This window comes from Bradyrhizobium sp. 61 (genome assembly GCF_023073075.1).
GTDB classification, from domain to species: domain Bacteria; phylum Pseudomonadota; class Alphaproteobacteria; order Rhizobiales; family Xanthobacteraceae; genus Bradyrhizobium; species Bradyrhizobium barranii.
The window spans coordinates 533,776-548,905 of the sequence record NZ_JADPIU010000052.1; the positions used below are offsets into that span (position 1 = coordinate 533,776).

At 65.7% G+C, this 15,130-nt stretch carries 11 protein-coding genes; 6 read left to right on the forward strand and 5 right to left on the reverse strand.

Translation table 11 applies throughout. The annotated features are described in order from the left end of the window. Positions 1 to 4: 4 nt before the first annotated feature. Entirely contained in the window at positions 5 to 1,060 is a 1,056-nt protein-coding gene (locus IVB46_RS17535; protein WP_247304432.1) for a LacI family DNA-binding transcriptional regulator, read from the forward strand. A gap of 36 nt (positions 1,061 to 1,096) precedes the next feature. Further along, on the forward strand, positions 1,097 to 3,247 hold the full coding sequence (locus IVB46_RS17540; protein ID WP_247304430.1) for an ADP-ribosylglycohydrolase family protein: 2,151 nt from the start codon (positions 1,097 to 1,099) through the stop codon (positions 3,245 to 3,247). Positions 3,248 to 3,253: 6 nt separating this feature from the next. Here IVB46_RS17540 and IVB46_RS17545 read toward each other — a convergent pair whose 3' ends face one another. Genes IVB46_RS17545 through IVB46_RS17555 form a run of 3 tightly spaced genes read right to left on the reverse strand, consistent with a single transcriptional unit; the run spans position 3,254 to position 7,023 of the window. Continuing rightward, the gene (locus tag IVB46_RS17545; protein ID WP_085405267.1) at positions 3,254 to 4,048 is read right to left on the reverse strand and encodes an IclR family transcriptional regulator; all 795 of its coding nucleotides are present in this window, start codon (positions 4,046 to 4,048) and stop codon (positions 3,254 to 3,256) included. A gap of 19 nt (positions 4,049 to 4,067) precedes the next feature. Beyond that, positions 4,068 to 5,801 (reverse strand): FAD-dependent oxidoreductase, encoded by a 1,734-nt coding sequence (locus IVB46_RS17550; protein WP_247304429.1) that lies wholly within the window; start codon positions 5,799 to 5,801, stop codon positions 4,068 to 4,070. A gap of 7 nt (positions 5,802 to 5,808) precedes the next feature. Further along, a complete protein-coding gene (locus tag IVB46_RS17555; RefSeq protein ID WP_247304427.1) occupies positions 5,809 to 7,023 on the reverse strand; it encodes an ABC transporter substrate-binding protein in 1,215 nt (404 codons plus the stop codon). Between the two features lie 338 nt (positions 7,024 to 7,361). Between IVB46_RS17555 and IVB46_RS17560 the strand changes: the two genes are divergently transcribed. Next, the gene (locus IVB46_RS17560) at positions 7,362 to 8,663 is read left to right on the forward strand and encodes an MFS transporter (RefSeq protein ID WP_247304425.1); all 1,302 of its coding nucleotides are present in this window, start codon (positions 7,362 to 7,364) and stop codon (positions 8,661 to 8,663) included. Between the two features lie 6 nt (positions 8,664 to 8,669). Here the strand turns inward: IVB46_RS17560 and IVB46_RS17565 are convergent, their stop codons facing one another. Continuing rightward, positions 8,670 to 10,208, reverse strand: coding sequence for a hypothetical protein (locus IVB46_RS17565; protein ID WP_247304424.1), 1,539 nt, complete (start codon positions 10,206 to 10,208; stop codon positions 8,670 to 8,672). Continuing rightward, entirely contained in the window at positions 10,205 to 11,173 is a 969-nt protein-coding gene (locus tag IVB46_RS17570; protein ID WP_247304422.1) for a LysR family transcriptional regulator, read from the reverse strand. Before IVB46_RS17570 ends, IVB46_RS17565 begins: the two co-directional genes overlap by 4 nt. A gap of 129 nt (positions 11,174 to 11,302) precedes the next feature. On the opposite strand from IVB46_RS17570, the gene IVB46_RS17575 reads away from it, so the two are divergent. Genes IVB46_RS17575 through IVB46_RS17585 form a run of 3 tightly spaced genes read left to right on the forward strand, consistent with a single transcriptional unit; the run spans position 11,303 to position 15,128 of the window. Further along, positions 11,303 to 12,631, forward strand: a complete 1,329-nt coding sequence (locus IVB46_RS17575; protein ID WP_247304420.1) for a cation:dicarboxylase symporter family transporter — start codon at positions 11,303 to 11,305, stop codon at positions 12,629 to 12,631. An 18-nt stretch (positions 12,632 to 12,649) separates the two neighbouring features. Next, a complete protein-coding gene (locus tag IVB46_RS17580) occupies positions 12,650 to 13,684 on the forward strand; it encodes a 4-hydroxythreonine-4-phosphate dehydrogenase PdxA (protein WP_247304418.1) in 1,035 nt (344 codons plus the stop codon). Beyond that, a complete protein-coding gene (locus tag IVB46_RS17585) occupies positions 13,674 to 15,128 on the forward strand; it encodes an MmgE/PrpD family protein (RefSeq protein WP_247304416.1) in 1,455 nt (484 codons plus the stop codon). The genes IVB46_RS17580 and IVB46_RS17585 overlap by 11 nt, the downstream gene beginning before the upstream one ends. Positions 15,129 to 15,130 lie beyond the last annotated feature (2 nt).

Genomic DNA, 15,130 nt, shown 5'->3' on the forward strand with positions numbered 1-15,130 from the left:
CCAAATGGCGACGTCAACAACGAGGACGAAGCGGGGGAAGGGGCGCGACAAGCAGGCGCCGGCCCGCCCCACGCAGAAGGATATTGCGCTCGCGGCCGGTGTTTCGCAGGCCGCGGTGTCGCTTGTCCTGAACAAGGCGGAGACGCCGTCCGTTCCGCCTGCGACGCGCACGCGCATCCTCCAGGTCGCGCAGGAGCTCGGCTATCAGCCGAACCATCCGGCGCGGATGCTGCGCAGCGCGCGGACCATGACGTTTGCCTGTGTCATTCCAGATATCACCAACCCGTTCTATCCGGGCCTCGTCCGGGGATTGCAGACGGTCGCGGCGCCGGCTGGTTACGACGTCCTGATCTTCGACACCGACGGGCGGCCGGAAGGCGAGGCCCGCGCCATCGACTGGCTCCTCCAGGGACGGGCCGATGGCGTCGTCGCAACGTTCTTTCATCTAAGGGCGCCCCAGCTCGCCGTGCTCGCGCGTAAGGGCATCCCGCTGGTGCGGCTGGAGAGCCAGCACAAGCCGGACGGACCGCTCGCGATCGACAGCGTCTATATCGACAATGCCGAAGCGGCCGCGGAAATGACGCGGCTTCTGATTGCGCGCGGGCACCGGCGCATCGCGATGATCCAGGCCGAGTTCGGCCCGAGCCAGCGGCGCGCGCAGGGTTACGGCGCGGTGATGCGGGAAGCGGGACTTGCGCCTGATTTCATTACCGACAGCGCCTATTCCGAGGAATCCGGCGCGCGTGCGATGAAGCGGCTGCTCGAAAGAAAGGGCGATCGCCCGACCGCCGTGTTCGGCGCGAGCGACGTGCTGGCGCTCGGTGCGATGGAGGCGGCGCGTGCAGCCGGGCTCTCGATCCCCAGCGACATTGCAATCGCTGGCTTCGACGATATCCCGGTCGCAAAGCTGCTCGGGCTCACCACGGTGCGGCAACCGGAGTTCGATCTCGGCGCGCTTGCGGCGGCGACGCTGGTCAAGCGGTTGCAACCGGGCGGGCTCATGGCTCCGGGCCGGAGCCATGAATTGAAATTCGAGATCATGAAGCGCTCGTCGGTCTGACCCGCGAGCCAAGTAATTGGATATGGGAGTGAACTCGTGACAGCTATTCCTCATGACTACGCGGAGCGGGTCTACGCCGGCGTGCTTGGCAAGCTCATCGGTGTCTACCTCGGCCGGCCCTTCGAGGGCTGGACCTATGAGCGCATCATGAAGGAGCTCGGGCCGATCAACTACTATGTCAACGAGCGTCGTGACGTCGCGTTGCGATCCCATCATCTCGTCGTCACCGACGACGACGTCTCCGGCACTTTTGCGTTTCCCCGCGCGCTTGCCGACAATGGCTATCCGAAGCGTCTCACGTCGAGACAGATCGGGCAAGCCTGGCTGAACTACATTGTCGAGGAGCGCGCCATCCTGTGGTGGGGTGGCATCGGCAATTCCACCGAGCACACCGCCTATCTGCGGCTGAAGTCCGGTATCCCGGCGCCGCAGAGCGGCTCGATCGAGCTGAACGGCACGACCGTAGCCGAGCAGATCGGTGCGCAAATCTTCATCGACGGCTGGGCGATGGTGAGCCCGGGTAATCCGGAGCAGGCCGCTTATCTGGCCGAGCAGGCCGGGCGCGTGAGCCATGATGGTGAATCCGTGCATGCCGCAAAACTGCTCGCGGCGATGGAGGCGCTGGCCTTCGTCGAGCACGACGTGCAGAAGCTGATCGATGTCGGGCTCGGCTTCGTGCCGAAGGACGCGCTGATCCGGCGCGTCGTCAACGACGTCCGGGAATGGCACGCCGGCGACAACGGCAACGACTGGGAACGGACCCGTGCGCTGATCGCCGAACGTTACGGCTACGACAAATTCCTCGGCAATTGCCATGTCGTGCCCAACCACGCGCTGATCATTCTGGCGACGCTCTACGGCGGCAACAGCTTTCAGGAGGCGATGCGCATCGCCAACACGGCCGGCTGGGATACCGACTGCAATGCCGGCAATGTCGGTTGCCTGTTCGGCATCCGCACCGGACTTGCCGGCCTCGACGCCGGGCCGGACTTCCGCACCCCCATCGCCGACCGCATGTACATCTCGACGGCCGATGGTGGCGCTGCGATCTCCGACGCCGTGATCGAGACGCAGTCGCTGGTCGCGGCCGGGCTTGCGCTCGCCGGTGCGCCGGCGCTGGCGGTCGCCAAGGACGGCGCGCGCTTCAACTTCAACTTTCCGGGCAGCCTGCAGGGCTTCCACGTGAAGGGCGGCTCGCCCGCACGGCTCCACGAGGTCGAGCTCAGCAATGTCGCCGGCCACAGCCGCACTGGGGAGCGGAGTCTGGCGATCGACTTCCGCCGTCTGGCGCCCGGACGCGTGGCACGCGTTGCGAGCCCCACCTTCTTCGACAAGGAGGTGTTTACGATGCCGACCTACCAGCTAGTGGCCTGTCCGACGCTGTATTCGGGGCAACGGGTGGAGTGCCGGATTGAATCGGAAGCGGATAGCGGCACAGTGGCGGTGCGACTGTTTTCCAGCGTCTATGACGAGCACGACGAGCTGATCCAGATCTACGGCGATGCGCATGAGCTGACCGGCGGCTGTCACGCCGTGCTGAGCTGGGAGGTCCCGGAGACCCATGCCTATCCAATCTTCGAGATCGGGGTGCAGATCGAAACGCGCGATCCGCTCGGCGTCGATGGCACGCTCTATCTCGACTATCTGACCTGGGGTGGCGCGCCTGACACCGTGCTGAAGCGGCCGGACAACAATCTGAGCACGATGTGGAAGCACGCCTGGGTCAACAATGTCAGCCAGTTCCAGACCCGCTGGGAGGGCCTGCGCGTTACCAATGGCGACGGGCTAGGCTTCATCGCGCAAGGTACGCGCGACTGGAAGGATTATCGCGTAACGTCCGAGATCATGCCGCTGCTGGCGAACGCCTGGGGCCTCGCGGCGCGGGTGCAGGGACGCGAGCGCTATTACGCGCTGATGTTCGACCGTGCCGAGGGCGGCCGCGTCCGTTTGGTCAAGCGCGTGCATGACGAACTCGTGCTCGCCAGCGAACGCTTCGACTGGCAGCTCGACCGGAGATATCGGATTGAGCTGCGCGTGGCCGGAACCGACATCGAAGCCCATGTCGATGGTAAAAAACTCTTCAGCGTTCAGGACACGGGCGATCTCCCATTGACCAGCGGCGCCGTCGCGCTCGTCGTCGACAGCGGATCGATCTCCGCGGAGGAGGTGCGCGTTTCGCCGGCCTAACAGGCCTCACTCCGCCGCGATCGTCATCCCGTAGCCGAGCCGCTTCGAGATGCCGCCGGCGCAGTCGCGCAGGGCATGGGCGATGGGGCTGTCCCATCGTGCATCAAAAGTGCCTTCCGGCCCCATCGCGGTGATCACCAGCGCGACATGGCCGGAATGATCGAACACCGGCGCCGAGAACGCATTGACGCCGGGCAGGGGATCGCCGAGCGCGCGGGCGAGGCCGTGCTTGCGGACCTCCGTGAGCATCTCGGCGACCTTCGCGCCCTTCACCGCGCGCTTCGGGTTGTAGCCGACGCCATGACGGTCGAGGCCACTCTCGAGCGCGGCGTTGATCGTCTTCTCCGGCAGGAACGCCGCAAAGGCGCGGCCGGTCGCGGTTTCCAGCAGCGCCATCACCGAACCGGCACGCATCACGATGTGCACGGGCTGGCCCGGCTCTTCGAGCTGCACCACGGTCGGGCCGTGGGTGCCCCAGACCGCGAGCGAGACGGCATGGCCGATCTGGCTCGCGAGGCCTGCGATCTTCGGACGCGCGATGCGCACGCCGGAGAGGCGGCGCAGGCTGATCAGGCCGAGCTCCAGCGCCAGCGCGCCGATCTCGTAGCGGCCGGTGGTCTCGTCCTGCTCGATCAGCCCGATGCGGGAGAAGCTGGCGAGATAGGGATGCGCCTTGGCCGGCGTCATGCCGGCCTCGCGAGCGAGATCGCGCAGCATCATCGGTTCGCCGCATCTCGCGAGCGCGCGAAGCAATTCTCCGCCGACTTCGATCGACTGGATGCCGCGGCTTTCTCTCTTCATGCGTCTCCTGGCGCGTGGCTTACGCCGCGTTGCGCTTGGCGGCGCTGTCGGCGAGATGACGGCCGGCAATGTAGCCGAAGGTCAGCGCCGGCCCAAGCGTGATGCCGGCACCGGGATAGTTGCCGCCCATGATGCTCGCCATGTCGTTGCCGGCGGCATAGAGCCCGGGAATCACCCGGCCTTCGGCGTCCAGCGCCCGCGCGTTCTCGTCGGTGACGATGCCGGCATAGGTGCCGAGATCGCCAATCACCATCTTGATGGCGTAGAACGGGCCGTTCTTAATCGGCGCGATGCAGGGATTTGGGCCGTGCATGGCGTCGCCCTGGTAGCGGTTATAGGCTTTTGAACCTTTGCCGAAGGCGGCGTCGTGCCCTTGCGGCGCAGTCGCATTGAACTGCCTGACCGTATCGGTAAACGCCGTTGCATCGATGCCGGCCTTCGCCGCCAGCGTCTCCAGCGTGTCGCCACGCATGAGATAGCCGGTATCGAGGTGATGGCCGAGCGGCATCGGGAACGGCGGCACGCAGCCGAGGCCGTATTTGCGCAGCGTCGGGTGATCGCAGACGAGGTACGCGGCGATCTCCTCGCCGGGCTTTGCGGCCTTGATCATGGCCTGGACGAAGTCGTGATAGGAATTGCCCTCATTGGCAAAGCGCCTGCCGTCGCGCATCACCGCGATCACGCCGGGTTTGGCGCGGTCGATGAAATGCGGCATCACGCCGCTCGAACCATCCTTGCGTTTGGTCACCGACACCGGCACCCAGGCCGCCGCGTTCGGCAGGCGATCCTCGACATGTCCGCCGGCGCTTTCGGCAAGGCGCAGGCCGTCGCCGGTGTTGCCGGCCGGCCCGGGCGAAAAATGCTCATGGCCGGTCGGTGCGTGTGGAAACATCCTCTTGCGGCGTTCGACGTCATGCGGGAAGCCGCCGCAGGCGAGCACGACGCCCTGCCGCGCGCGGACGCGCACCTCGCGTCCTTCGCGGGTGACGATGGCGCCGGTCACCGCGCCGTTCTCGACCGTCAGCTCGCGCACCGGCGAGGACAGCCACATCGGAATCTTCAGATCCTGTGCGGATTTTGCGAGGCGCCCGGCCAGCGCGTTGCCGTTGGTCAAGGTCATGCCGCGGCCATAGCGCAGCACGTCCATCAAATGGCGCGACAGCCGCTTTGCGACATAGGCCGCCGAGGTCAGCGACTTCGTCACGCGCATGAAATGGATGATCTCCTTGCCGGAGCCTAACATCATGCCGAACACAGTGAGCTCGGGAAGCGGCATGCCCAGCGTCTTGATCTGGTCGCCGAGCTCGCGGCCGTCGAACGGGCGCGTCACCATGGAGCGGCCGCCCTGCGCGCCGCCCGGCGCTTCGGCGTGATAGTCGGGAAACACCAGCGGCATATCAAAGCGCAGCGCGGTCCTGGTGGTGAAGAAATCGACCGCCTCGGGGCCGGCGCTGAGAAATGCGTCGACGCGTGCGGCATCAAAATTGTTGCCGGCTTCGTGCCGCAAGTAGGTGCGGGCCTGCTCCGGCGTCTCCTCGATGCCGTAGGCCTTCGCCAGCGAGGTGCCGGGGATCCAGAGCCAGCCGCCGGAGCGGGCGGTGGTGCCGCCGAAGCGCGGCTCCTTCTCGACGATCAGCACGTCGAGGCCGCGATAACCCGCGGTGATCGCGGCCGACATGCCGGAGGCACCCGATCCGGCCACGAGCACATCGCACTCGTAAGTCTCAATTGCGTTGCGCTCGTTGCCGGTCACGCGGGCCTCATTTCTTCAGCAGCGGACATTTGGATTCGGAGACCGGGCGGAAGGCGTCCTCACCCTTCACGGTCTTGACGATCTCCAGATAGTCCCACGGCTCCTTGGACTGCTCGGGCGATTTCACCTTGGCGAGATACATGTCGCGGATGACGCGGCCGTCCTCGCGCAATTTGCCGCCATGCACGAAGGTATCCTCGATCGGCAGCTCGCGCATCTTGGCCATGACCTTGGCGGGATCGTCGGTGCCGGCGGCCTTGATGCCCTTCAGATAATGCAGCACCGAACCGTAGACGCCGGTCTGGATCATGGTCGGCATCACCTTGGTGCGCTCGTAGAATTTCTTCGACCAGGCGCGGGTCGCCTCGTCCATGTTCCAGTAGGACGCCGTTGTCATGTAGGTGCCCTGCGCGGCCTTCAGGCCGACCGCATGCACGTCGGTGTCGAACATCAGGAGACCGACCAGCTTCTGGCCGCCCTGCACCAGGCCGAACTCGCCGGACTGCTTGATGGCGTTGTCGGTGTCCTGGCCGGCATTGGCGAACGCCACCACGTCGGCCTTCGAACTCTGCGCCTGGAGCGCAAAGGAGGAGAAGTCGGCTGTGTTGGTCGGATGCTTCACGCCGCCCAGCACCTTGCCGCCCATCTCGTTGATGAACCGCGTGGCGTCCTTTTCGAGCTGCTGGCCGAAGGCATAGTCCGCGGTGATGAAGTACCAGGACTTGCCGCCTTCCTTGATCACGGCGGAGGCCGTCACCTTGGACAGCGCGTAGGTATCGTAGGTGAAGTGCACGGTGTTCGGGCTGCACAGCTCGTCGGTGAGCGAGCTCGCGCCGGGGCCGGAGAGCAGCGCGATCTTGTTGCGTTCGCGCACCATGTTGTGCACGGCGATCGCGATGCCGGAGTTGGGGATGTCGACGACGGCGTCGACCTTGCCGTTGTCGAACCAGCCGCGCACGATCTGCACGCCGACATCGGTCTTCATCTGGTGGTCGGCGCTGATGATCTCGATCGCCTTGCCGAGCACGGTCGGCCCGAACTCCTCGACCGCCATCTTGGCCGCCTCGACCGATCCCGGCCCGCTGTTGTCACGGCCCCAGCTCGACAAATCCGTCAGCACGCCGATCCGCACCGCGTCATCGGAGACTTGCGCGCGCGCCGCCGTGGTCATGGCAGCCGAAGTCATGGCCGCGAGCAAGGTGCAGGCCAAAAGCCCTCTCATCGTCGATCCCTCTCTTATTGGCCGCTTGGCGCGGCTGGTTATTCTGGGGGGGTAAATTAGATATTGGCGAATGAGTTTGTCAATGGCGAATAGCGAGTTCCTTCTGGTGGCAGGGCGCATCTGTTTCGACAATCGTCATTGCGAGCGAAGCGAAGCAATCCAGTCTCTCTCTGTTGAGGGATTCTGGATTGCTTCGTCGCAAGAGCTCCTCGCAATGACGGGTGTGGAGCAGCGGCGTATAAATCTCGCGCAGTTATCCTGTGAGAGCCATCACGCTCGCAGGTTGCAACCGTCCACACGATTAGCCATGATGCCGTCAGGAATCTTTGGGGCAGGGCATGACGGCAGCAACGGGGGTCTCCGCGGCCGCGGAGAGATCGACGACGGCGCATGTGGTGTGGGCAAGCGCGCTCGGCACCGCGATCGAGTGGTACGATTTCCTGATCTACGGCACGGCAGCTGCGCTGGTCTTCAACAAGCTGTTCTTTCCGAGCTTCGATCCCTTCGTCGGAACGCTGGTGGCGTTCTCGACCTATGCGGTCGGCTTCGTGGCGCGTCCGATCGGCGGCGCGATCATCGGGCATTACGGCGACCGGCTCGGCCGCAAGACCATGCTGGTCGCGACCATGATCGCGATGGGGCTCGGCACCTTCCTGATCGGCTGCCTGCCGACTTACAGCCAGATCGGCGTCTGGGCGCCGATCCTGCTCATCATCCTGCGCTTCGTCCAGGGCATTGGGCTCGGGGGCGAATGGAGCGGCGCTGTCGTCATGGTGATCGAGCACGCCGGTGATCGGCGCGGCTTCTACGGCAGTCTGGTGCAGATCGGCTTTCCGGTCGGCGTCGCCGCCTCGACCGGTATCTTCGCCCTGATGACGCAACTGCCCGAGGCCGACTTTTTGAGTTGGGGCTGGCGCGTGCCGTTCCTGATCAGCATCCTGCTCGTCGGCGTCGGCTTCATCGTGCGGCTCAAGCTCGCGGAAACGCCGCATTTCAAGGAAGTCGTCGAGCGCAAGGAAGTGCTGGCGCAGCCGGTGCTGGAGGTGCTGCGCCGCGACTGGCGCAGTTTTCTGCTCGCGATCGGCATCACGGTGTCGGAGGTCGGGCTCGCCTATCTCCTCACCGTCTTCACCGTGGTCTATGCGACGACGAAACTCGGCCTGCCTCGCCAGGTGATCCTGAACGCGGTGGTCTATGCCGCGCTCGTCGAGTTCGCGACGCTGCCGCTCGCCGGCTGGCTCTCCGATATCTTCGGCCGCAGGGCGCTGTATCTCGCCGGCGGGGTGTTCTCGGTGGCGCTGGCGTTTCCGCTGTTCTGGTTCCTCGACACCAGGGAGCCGGCGCTGATCACGTTCGCGCTCGTCGTCACGATGACGCTGACGCACGCGCTGCTGTTCGGGCCGAAGGCGGCGTTCATGCCGGAGCTGTTCCGCACCCAGGTCCGATACAGCGGCGCATCGCTCGGCGCCAACGTCGCGGCCGCGCTCAGCGGCGGCTTCTCGCCGCTGATTGCGACCGCACTGCTCGCATGGGCCGGCTCGTACTGGGCGGTGTCGGTCTACATCATCGCGCTGTCGGTCATCACGATCATCGCGACGCTGATGGCGCCGGAGACGGCGCGCGACGCGCTGAAGCCGTAAGCGCGGTCACCGGCAGGCGGGGTTTGCTGCGTCCGGAAACGCCAGGAAGGTGACGGTCGTCGGAACCAGCCGGATCGCTCCTGCAGGTGTTCCGCGCGGCTCAAGTCGGGGCAGTTCGTCGTCGGCACTCAGCGCGAGCGTCTTGCCGTTCAGCTGAACTGTCGCGTCTTGCAGCCGCCTCGCATGTATCGTGTAACGCTCGGCGGGGTGTGACAGCGTCAGGGTCGACGATGCGTGCCGCGACGCGTTGATTGCGAGCACGGATACGGCGCCCCGCATGCCCGGATGGCAATGCGCGTAGAGATGGAGATCTGGCGCGGCGACCGGGTTCGCGTCGAGCACGATCGTTCCCATCAGCCGATGCCAGAGCAGCGCGGCCCAGTAGTTCGGCCGCGGACGGAACGTTCCCTCGTCGAGCAGGCCGTAGTCGCTGGCGGCCAGCGTGTTGTGCATCACCACCTGGACGCCGGCCCTCGCCAGGCGTCCGTGCTGGTCGAGATAGCGGAATGTGTCGAGAAACGTCTTGTCCGATGGATTGCCGCCGCAGGCGGCGTTTGCCGTCTCCGTCAGCCAGATCGGCTTGCCCGGCTCGAATGCGTCGCGCAGGGCGCGGTAGGTCGCGAACGTCGCGTCGGTGCGTGCCAGCCAGTCCGAGGAGAGCGCCAGCGCCGGATCGTCGCGGCCGCCGCAGCGCGGCGAGAGCGTGTTGTAGTGATGATAGGAGAAGCGATCGATGGCGGGGGCGGATGCGGCGAGCAGATCGTGCGTGGTGATGCCCGACCCGGATGGCGACGGCGCGTCGCCGGTTGAACCTGGACCGACGATCAGCGTCTCGGGCGCCGCGCGTTGCATCCATTCGCGAAAGATCCTGAAGTCCCGGCCATAAGCGGCCGCATCATATCCCGGCGGCGCGCCGTTCGTCGCCGCAAGCGTCGGCTCGTTCATAAATTCCACCGCCGCGATGTGGCCACCCAGCGAACGCGTCGTGTCGATCAGGCGCTGCGCCTGATCGGTCTTCCACGCGCCATCCGCATCGCGGCTACCCGGACTGATCGCGAAGGAGGTGACGATCTCCGCGTCGACGGCTCGGGCGAAGTCGATCACGCCACGCCACTGTTGACGGCTGAGCACAGAGTCGAATCCCGGCGGGGGCTTGGCCGGTGCATGGTCCGTGTCGGCAACGAACGTGGCATTGGCCCAGGTGCCGCTCACGCGCAGATAGGCCGGCGCCAAAGCGGCGGCGAGCTTGCGCAGCCGCGCATTGGCAAGATCGATCGGCGGCCTCTCGCCGTAACGATCCCGCTCATCGAGCGCGCGCATTGGTCGCGGATAAGGCTTCCAGAACCGGCCGCCGGTCACCTCCACCATTTCGATATTGTAGGATTGAAAGCGCGCATCGATCGTCCCGATCGCCTTCAGCTCGGCGGGTGCGATGGAGGCGCCGCCGGCGTGCGCCGCGTCTAACGTTGTGGCAGCGAGCAGGCTCATCAGAAGCATCTGCGGCCGAAGCAGCCCGAAGGCCGACTTGATCCGCGACACGGTCATCTGGTCCGCGGCGCAGCGGCGATGGATTTTCCTCCCGGCCGGCCCTTGCGCACCGAATTCCAGAAATTCTCGGCCGCCCGGGTCATGCGGGCCCGCGTGCGGAACAGCGAGACGCTGATCGGAATGTCCCAATCCGCGCCGCCGGCGCGCAACAGGCGGCCGCTGTCGAGATCGGCGCGGACGAGGCTCATCGGAGCCCACGTCACGCCGCGCCCTTCGCGCGCCATGTCGACCAGCAGCATGACCGGCGCGGCGAAGCCGGGCGCTAGCCACGCCGTCGAATCCTTCGCGGCCAGGAACGAGGTGACGAGCCGCCCCACGCCCGAGCCGGGGTGATAGGCGAGATAGGGCAGCGGCGCGCCCGATGCGCCGGGCAGGGCGTAACGAGGCTGTGCCTTTCTGCTGCTGCGTCCACCGCGGCCCGGTTTTGCGGCCGGCGCGCTGATCGGGATCAGCACGTCGGTCGCGAGATCGACGCGCTGGAAGCGGTCCATGTCGAGCCGGCTCACCAGCGTCGGATGGTAATGCGCCAGCATGAAATGCGCTTGCGCGTCCAGAAGTAGCTTCTCGCAGCCGGCGAAATTCGAAGCGACGAGCTGAACGGCCGAGTCGGCCCGCGCGCTGTCGGAGTTGCGGATCCATTCCGGAAAGAAGGTCTGCGACAGTGAATGCGTGGCCGCGAAGGTGATGGTCTCGGCCTTCAGCCGCGCCATTTCGAGCGCTTCCTCACGTCCGACCAGGACCCGGCGCAGCACGTCCTCCGCGACGGGGCGGAAACTCTCGCCGGCCGGCGTCAGCGTGATCGTGTGGGTCGAACGTTCGAACAGCGGCGTGCCCAGCCACTCCTCGAGCGACCTGATGCGGCGGCTCAGCGCCGGCTGGGTCACATGCCGTCGCTGGGCGGCGCGCGAGAACCCGCCTTCCTCGGCGATGGCAAGGAAATCCTCCAGCCAGACCAGGTCCATGATGCGCCTCAAATCATACCGATACGGCATTAGCGCCTGACACGCCGCTGGTCCAATGTAAACGGCATCGCAAGACAAGAACAAAGCGCCACCTTCGCATGGCGCGACGATGCCGTTGGAGGAAGCAAATTGCAGATCGCCGCAACGCCGCTGTCTGAGCCCATATCGACTGAGCCGATGTCGCGCCCGGTTTCCGAACGCCGCCGCAAGCCGCTCTGGCGCGAGCAATATGTCCTGGTCGTCGCCGGCGCCGCGCTCGGCGCACTGTTCGGCTTCCTGCTTCCGACCGTCGCCGTCGACTTCAAGCCGCTCGGCGATGCCTTCATCTCGCTGATCAAGATGACGATCGCGCCGCTGATCTTCCTGGTGGTGGTCACCGGCATCGCGCAGGTCGGCGACATGAAGGCGGTGGGCCGCATCGGGCTCAAGGCCTTCGCTTATTTCGAGGCGGTGACGACCGTCTGTCTGTTGATCAGTTTTGTGGTGGTGCGCTGGGTGCAGCCCGGCGCGGGCGTGGCGCATGCCACGGCGCAGCAGGCGGAGACCGTCGCGCGCTATTCGCAGGCCCATGTCGGGTCGCTGTCAGCCTACATCCAGCACATGATCCCGGAGAGTTTTGTCGGCGCGTTCGCGGCCGGCGACGTGCTCCAGGTGCTCGTGCTCGCGCTTCTTTGCGGCATCGGCCTGCTGCTGCTCGGCGAAAAGGCCGCGCCGCTTCGGACGGGCCTCGAGCGCGTGACCGAGCTGGTGTTCAGCGTCGTTCACGTCGTGGTGGCGCTGGCCCCGATCGGAGCGTTCGGTGCCATGGCTTTCACCGTGGCGAAGTTCGGCGCCGCCACCCTCTATGCGCTGGCGCTATTGGTCGGCACCGCGTGGGCGATGATGGCGTTCTTCATCTTCGTCATTCTTGGCACGATCTGTCGCCTCGCCGGTATTCGCCTGATGGATTTGCTGCGGCTGCTGCGGAACGAACTGCTGGTCGTGCTCGGCACCTCCTCGTCGGAGACTGCCATCCCCGGCATGATGGAGAAGCTGCCGAAGGCGGGTGTGGGGCGGGCAGTCGCTGGCCTCGTCATTCCCTCCGGCTATTCCTTCAATCTCGATGGTGTCGCGCTGACGCTGCCGCTCTCCACGATGTTCGTCGCCCAGGTCTACGGCATCGAATTGTCGGCCGGCCAGCAATTGAGCCTGTTCGTGGTGATGCTGTTCACCAGCAAAGGCGCCGCGGGCGTCACCGGCGGCGCTTTCGCCGCGCTCGCCGCGACGGTGATCGCCGCGGGGTTGCCGGCGGAGGGACTGGCGCTGCTGCTCGGCATCGACCGCTTCATGTCGCTGGCGCGCTCGATCACCAACACCATCGGCAATGCCGTCGCCGCGATCGTGGTCGCGAAATGGGACGGAGAATTCAACCGGGAGGACTGGGCTCAGTCCACCGCTCAACTCCAACAAGCGAAGTAAGGATCCAAGGCTTTCAATATGGCTACCAACACCAACGAACTGCCCGTCATTGCGCTGACCCCTGGCGACTGTACCGGCATTGGCCCCGAGCAGATCGCGCGCATCCTCTCCGACGACCGGCTCGCTGACGCAGCCCGCCTCGTCGTGATCGGTGACGCCCGCGTGCTAGAGATGGGCATGGCGCATGCCGGGGTGAATCTGAAGGTCGAGCGGATCGCTTCGCCCAAGGCGGCCAATTGGGGCCGCGGCACGGTGCAGCTCGTCGACCTCGGCAACACCGATCCCGCCAAATTCCCGATCGGCAAAGCCAGCGCCGAGTCCGGCCGGCTGACCGGCGAGACGCTGTCGCGCGCGATCGACTTCGCCAAGGCGGGCGAGGTCGACGCGATCACGTTTGCGCCGCTCAACAAGCGCGCGATGTTCGACGGCGGCTGGAAGTTCCCCGACGAGCACAAGATGTTCGCGAGCCTGCTCGGCCACAAGACTTACTTCTCCGAGATGAACGTGCTCGACGGCCAGTGGATGTCGCGCGTCACCGGGCATCAGTCGCTGCGTGAGGCGCTCGACGGCATCAATCCGGAGAGCATCACCGACTCGATCGAGCTGGTCGACCGCATGATGCGGAGGGCTGGCGTCGCCAGGCCGCGCATCGCGGTCGCCGCGCTCAATCCGCATGCCGGCGAGAACGGCCTGTTCGGCCGCGACGAGATCGAGATGATCCGACCGACCGTCGAAGCCGCCGCGAAGCGCGGCATTGCCTGCACTGGGCCATATCCCGCCGACACTGTCTACGTCCGCGCCTTCGCGGGCGAGTTCGACAGCGTGGTCGCGATGTATCACGACCAGGGCCAGATCGCGACCAAGCTGCGCGGCTTCAACCGCGGCGTCACCGTCACCGCGGGTCTCGAGACCGTCTTCACTACGCCATCGCATGGCACCGCGTTCGACATCGTCGGCACGGGCGTCGCCAAGACCGGCGCGCTCGAAAGCGCGGTGCGGCTCGCGGCACAACTGGTATCGATCAAGGTCAAGGAGGCTGCCCATGCAAACTGATCGCAGGACTCTGCTTCAGGTGGCGGCCGCGCTGCCACTCGCAACCGTTGGCGCCAACGCCGCCTTCGCGCAGACGCCGGCCGCAACGTCCGCCGCGGCGCCACCCAAGGAGGTGACGCGTGCGCTGGCGCATTATCTCGTGACCGCGAGTTATGACGACCTGCCGGCCAATGTGCGCAAGGAAGGCGTGCGCACGCTGCTGAACTGGGTCGGCGTCGCCATCGGCGGATCGCATCACGAGACGGTCGATATCGCGGTCTCCGCGCTCGGTCCGTTCTCCGGGCCGCAGCAAGCCTCGCTGTTCGGGCGGCGCGAGCGGTTCGACATCATGAACGCGGCCTTCATCAACGGTGTGTCGAGCCATATCTTCGACTATGACGACACCCACCTGAAGACGATCATCCATCCTGCCGGTCCCGTGGCCTCGGCCATTCTCGCGCTGTCGGAAATGCAGCCGGTATCGGGCAAGGATTTCCTGAACGCGCTGGTGCTCGGCGTCGAGACCGAGTGCCGGATCGGCAACTCGGTCTATCCGAACCATTACGATGTCGGCTGGCACATCACCGGCACCGCCGGTGTGTTCGGCTCGGCCGCGGCCGTCGGCAAGCTGTTGAAGCTGAACGAGCAGCAGATGACGTGGGCGCTCGGCCTTGCCGCCTCGCAGCCGGTGGGCCTGCGCGAATCCTTCGGCTCGATGAACAAGAGCTTCAATCCAGGCCGTGCCGCATCAAGCGGCATTTTCGCGGCGATCCTGGCCTCGAAGAATTTCACCTCGTCCGACGCCATGATCGAGGCCAAGCGCGGCTGGGCCAACACGATCAGCACCAAGCAGGACTACAACGAGATCCTGGGCGACCTCGGCAAACGCTATGAGGCCGCGCTCAATACCTACAAGCCATTCGCCTGCGGCATCGTCATGCACCCGGCGATCGACGCCGCGATCCAGCTCCGCAACGAGAGCAAGGTGACTGCGGACCAGATCGAGCGCGTCGACCTCAAGGTCCATCCGCTGGTGCTGGAACTCACCGGCAAGAAGACGCCGAAGGCGGGCCTCGAAGGCAAGTTCAGCATCTATCACGCGGTCGCGGTGGCCATCGTCGAGGGCGCCGGCGGTGAGAAGCAGTTCAGTGACCGGGCCGTAACCGATCCGACCGTCGTCGCGCTGCGTGGCAAGGTGAACCCGGTCACAACATCAGGCATCAAGCCGGAGCAGGTCGATCTCACCATCGTGCTCAAGGACGGCCGCAAGCTCAACCGCTACATCGAGCATGCGATCGGCAGCGTCGAGGTGCCGATGACGGACAAGCAGCTCGAAACCAAATTCTCGGACCTTGCAGAGGGTATCATCCCTGCTGCGACGATCCGGCGCGTGATGGACGCCTGCTGGAATGTCGAGAACCTGCCGAACGCGGCGGAGATCGCAAGGATGTCGGTCGCAACCTGACC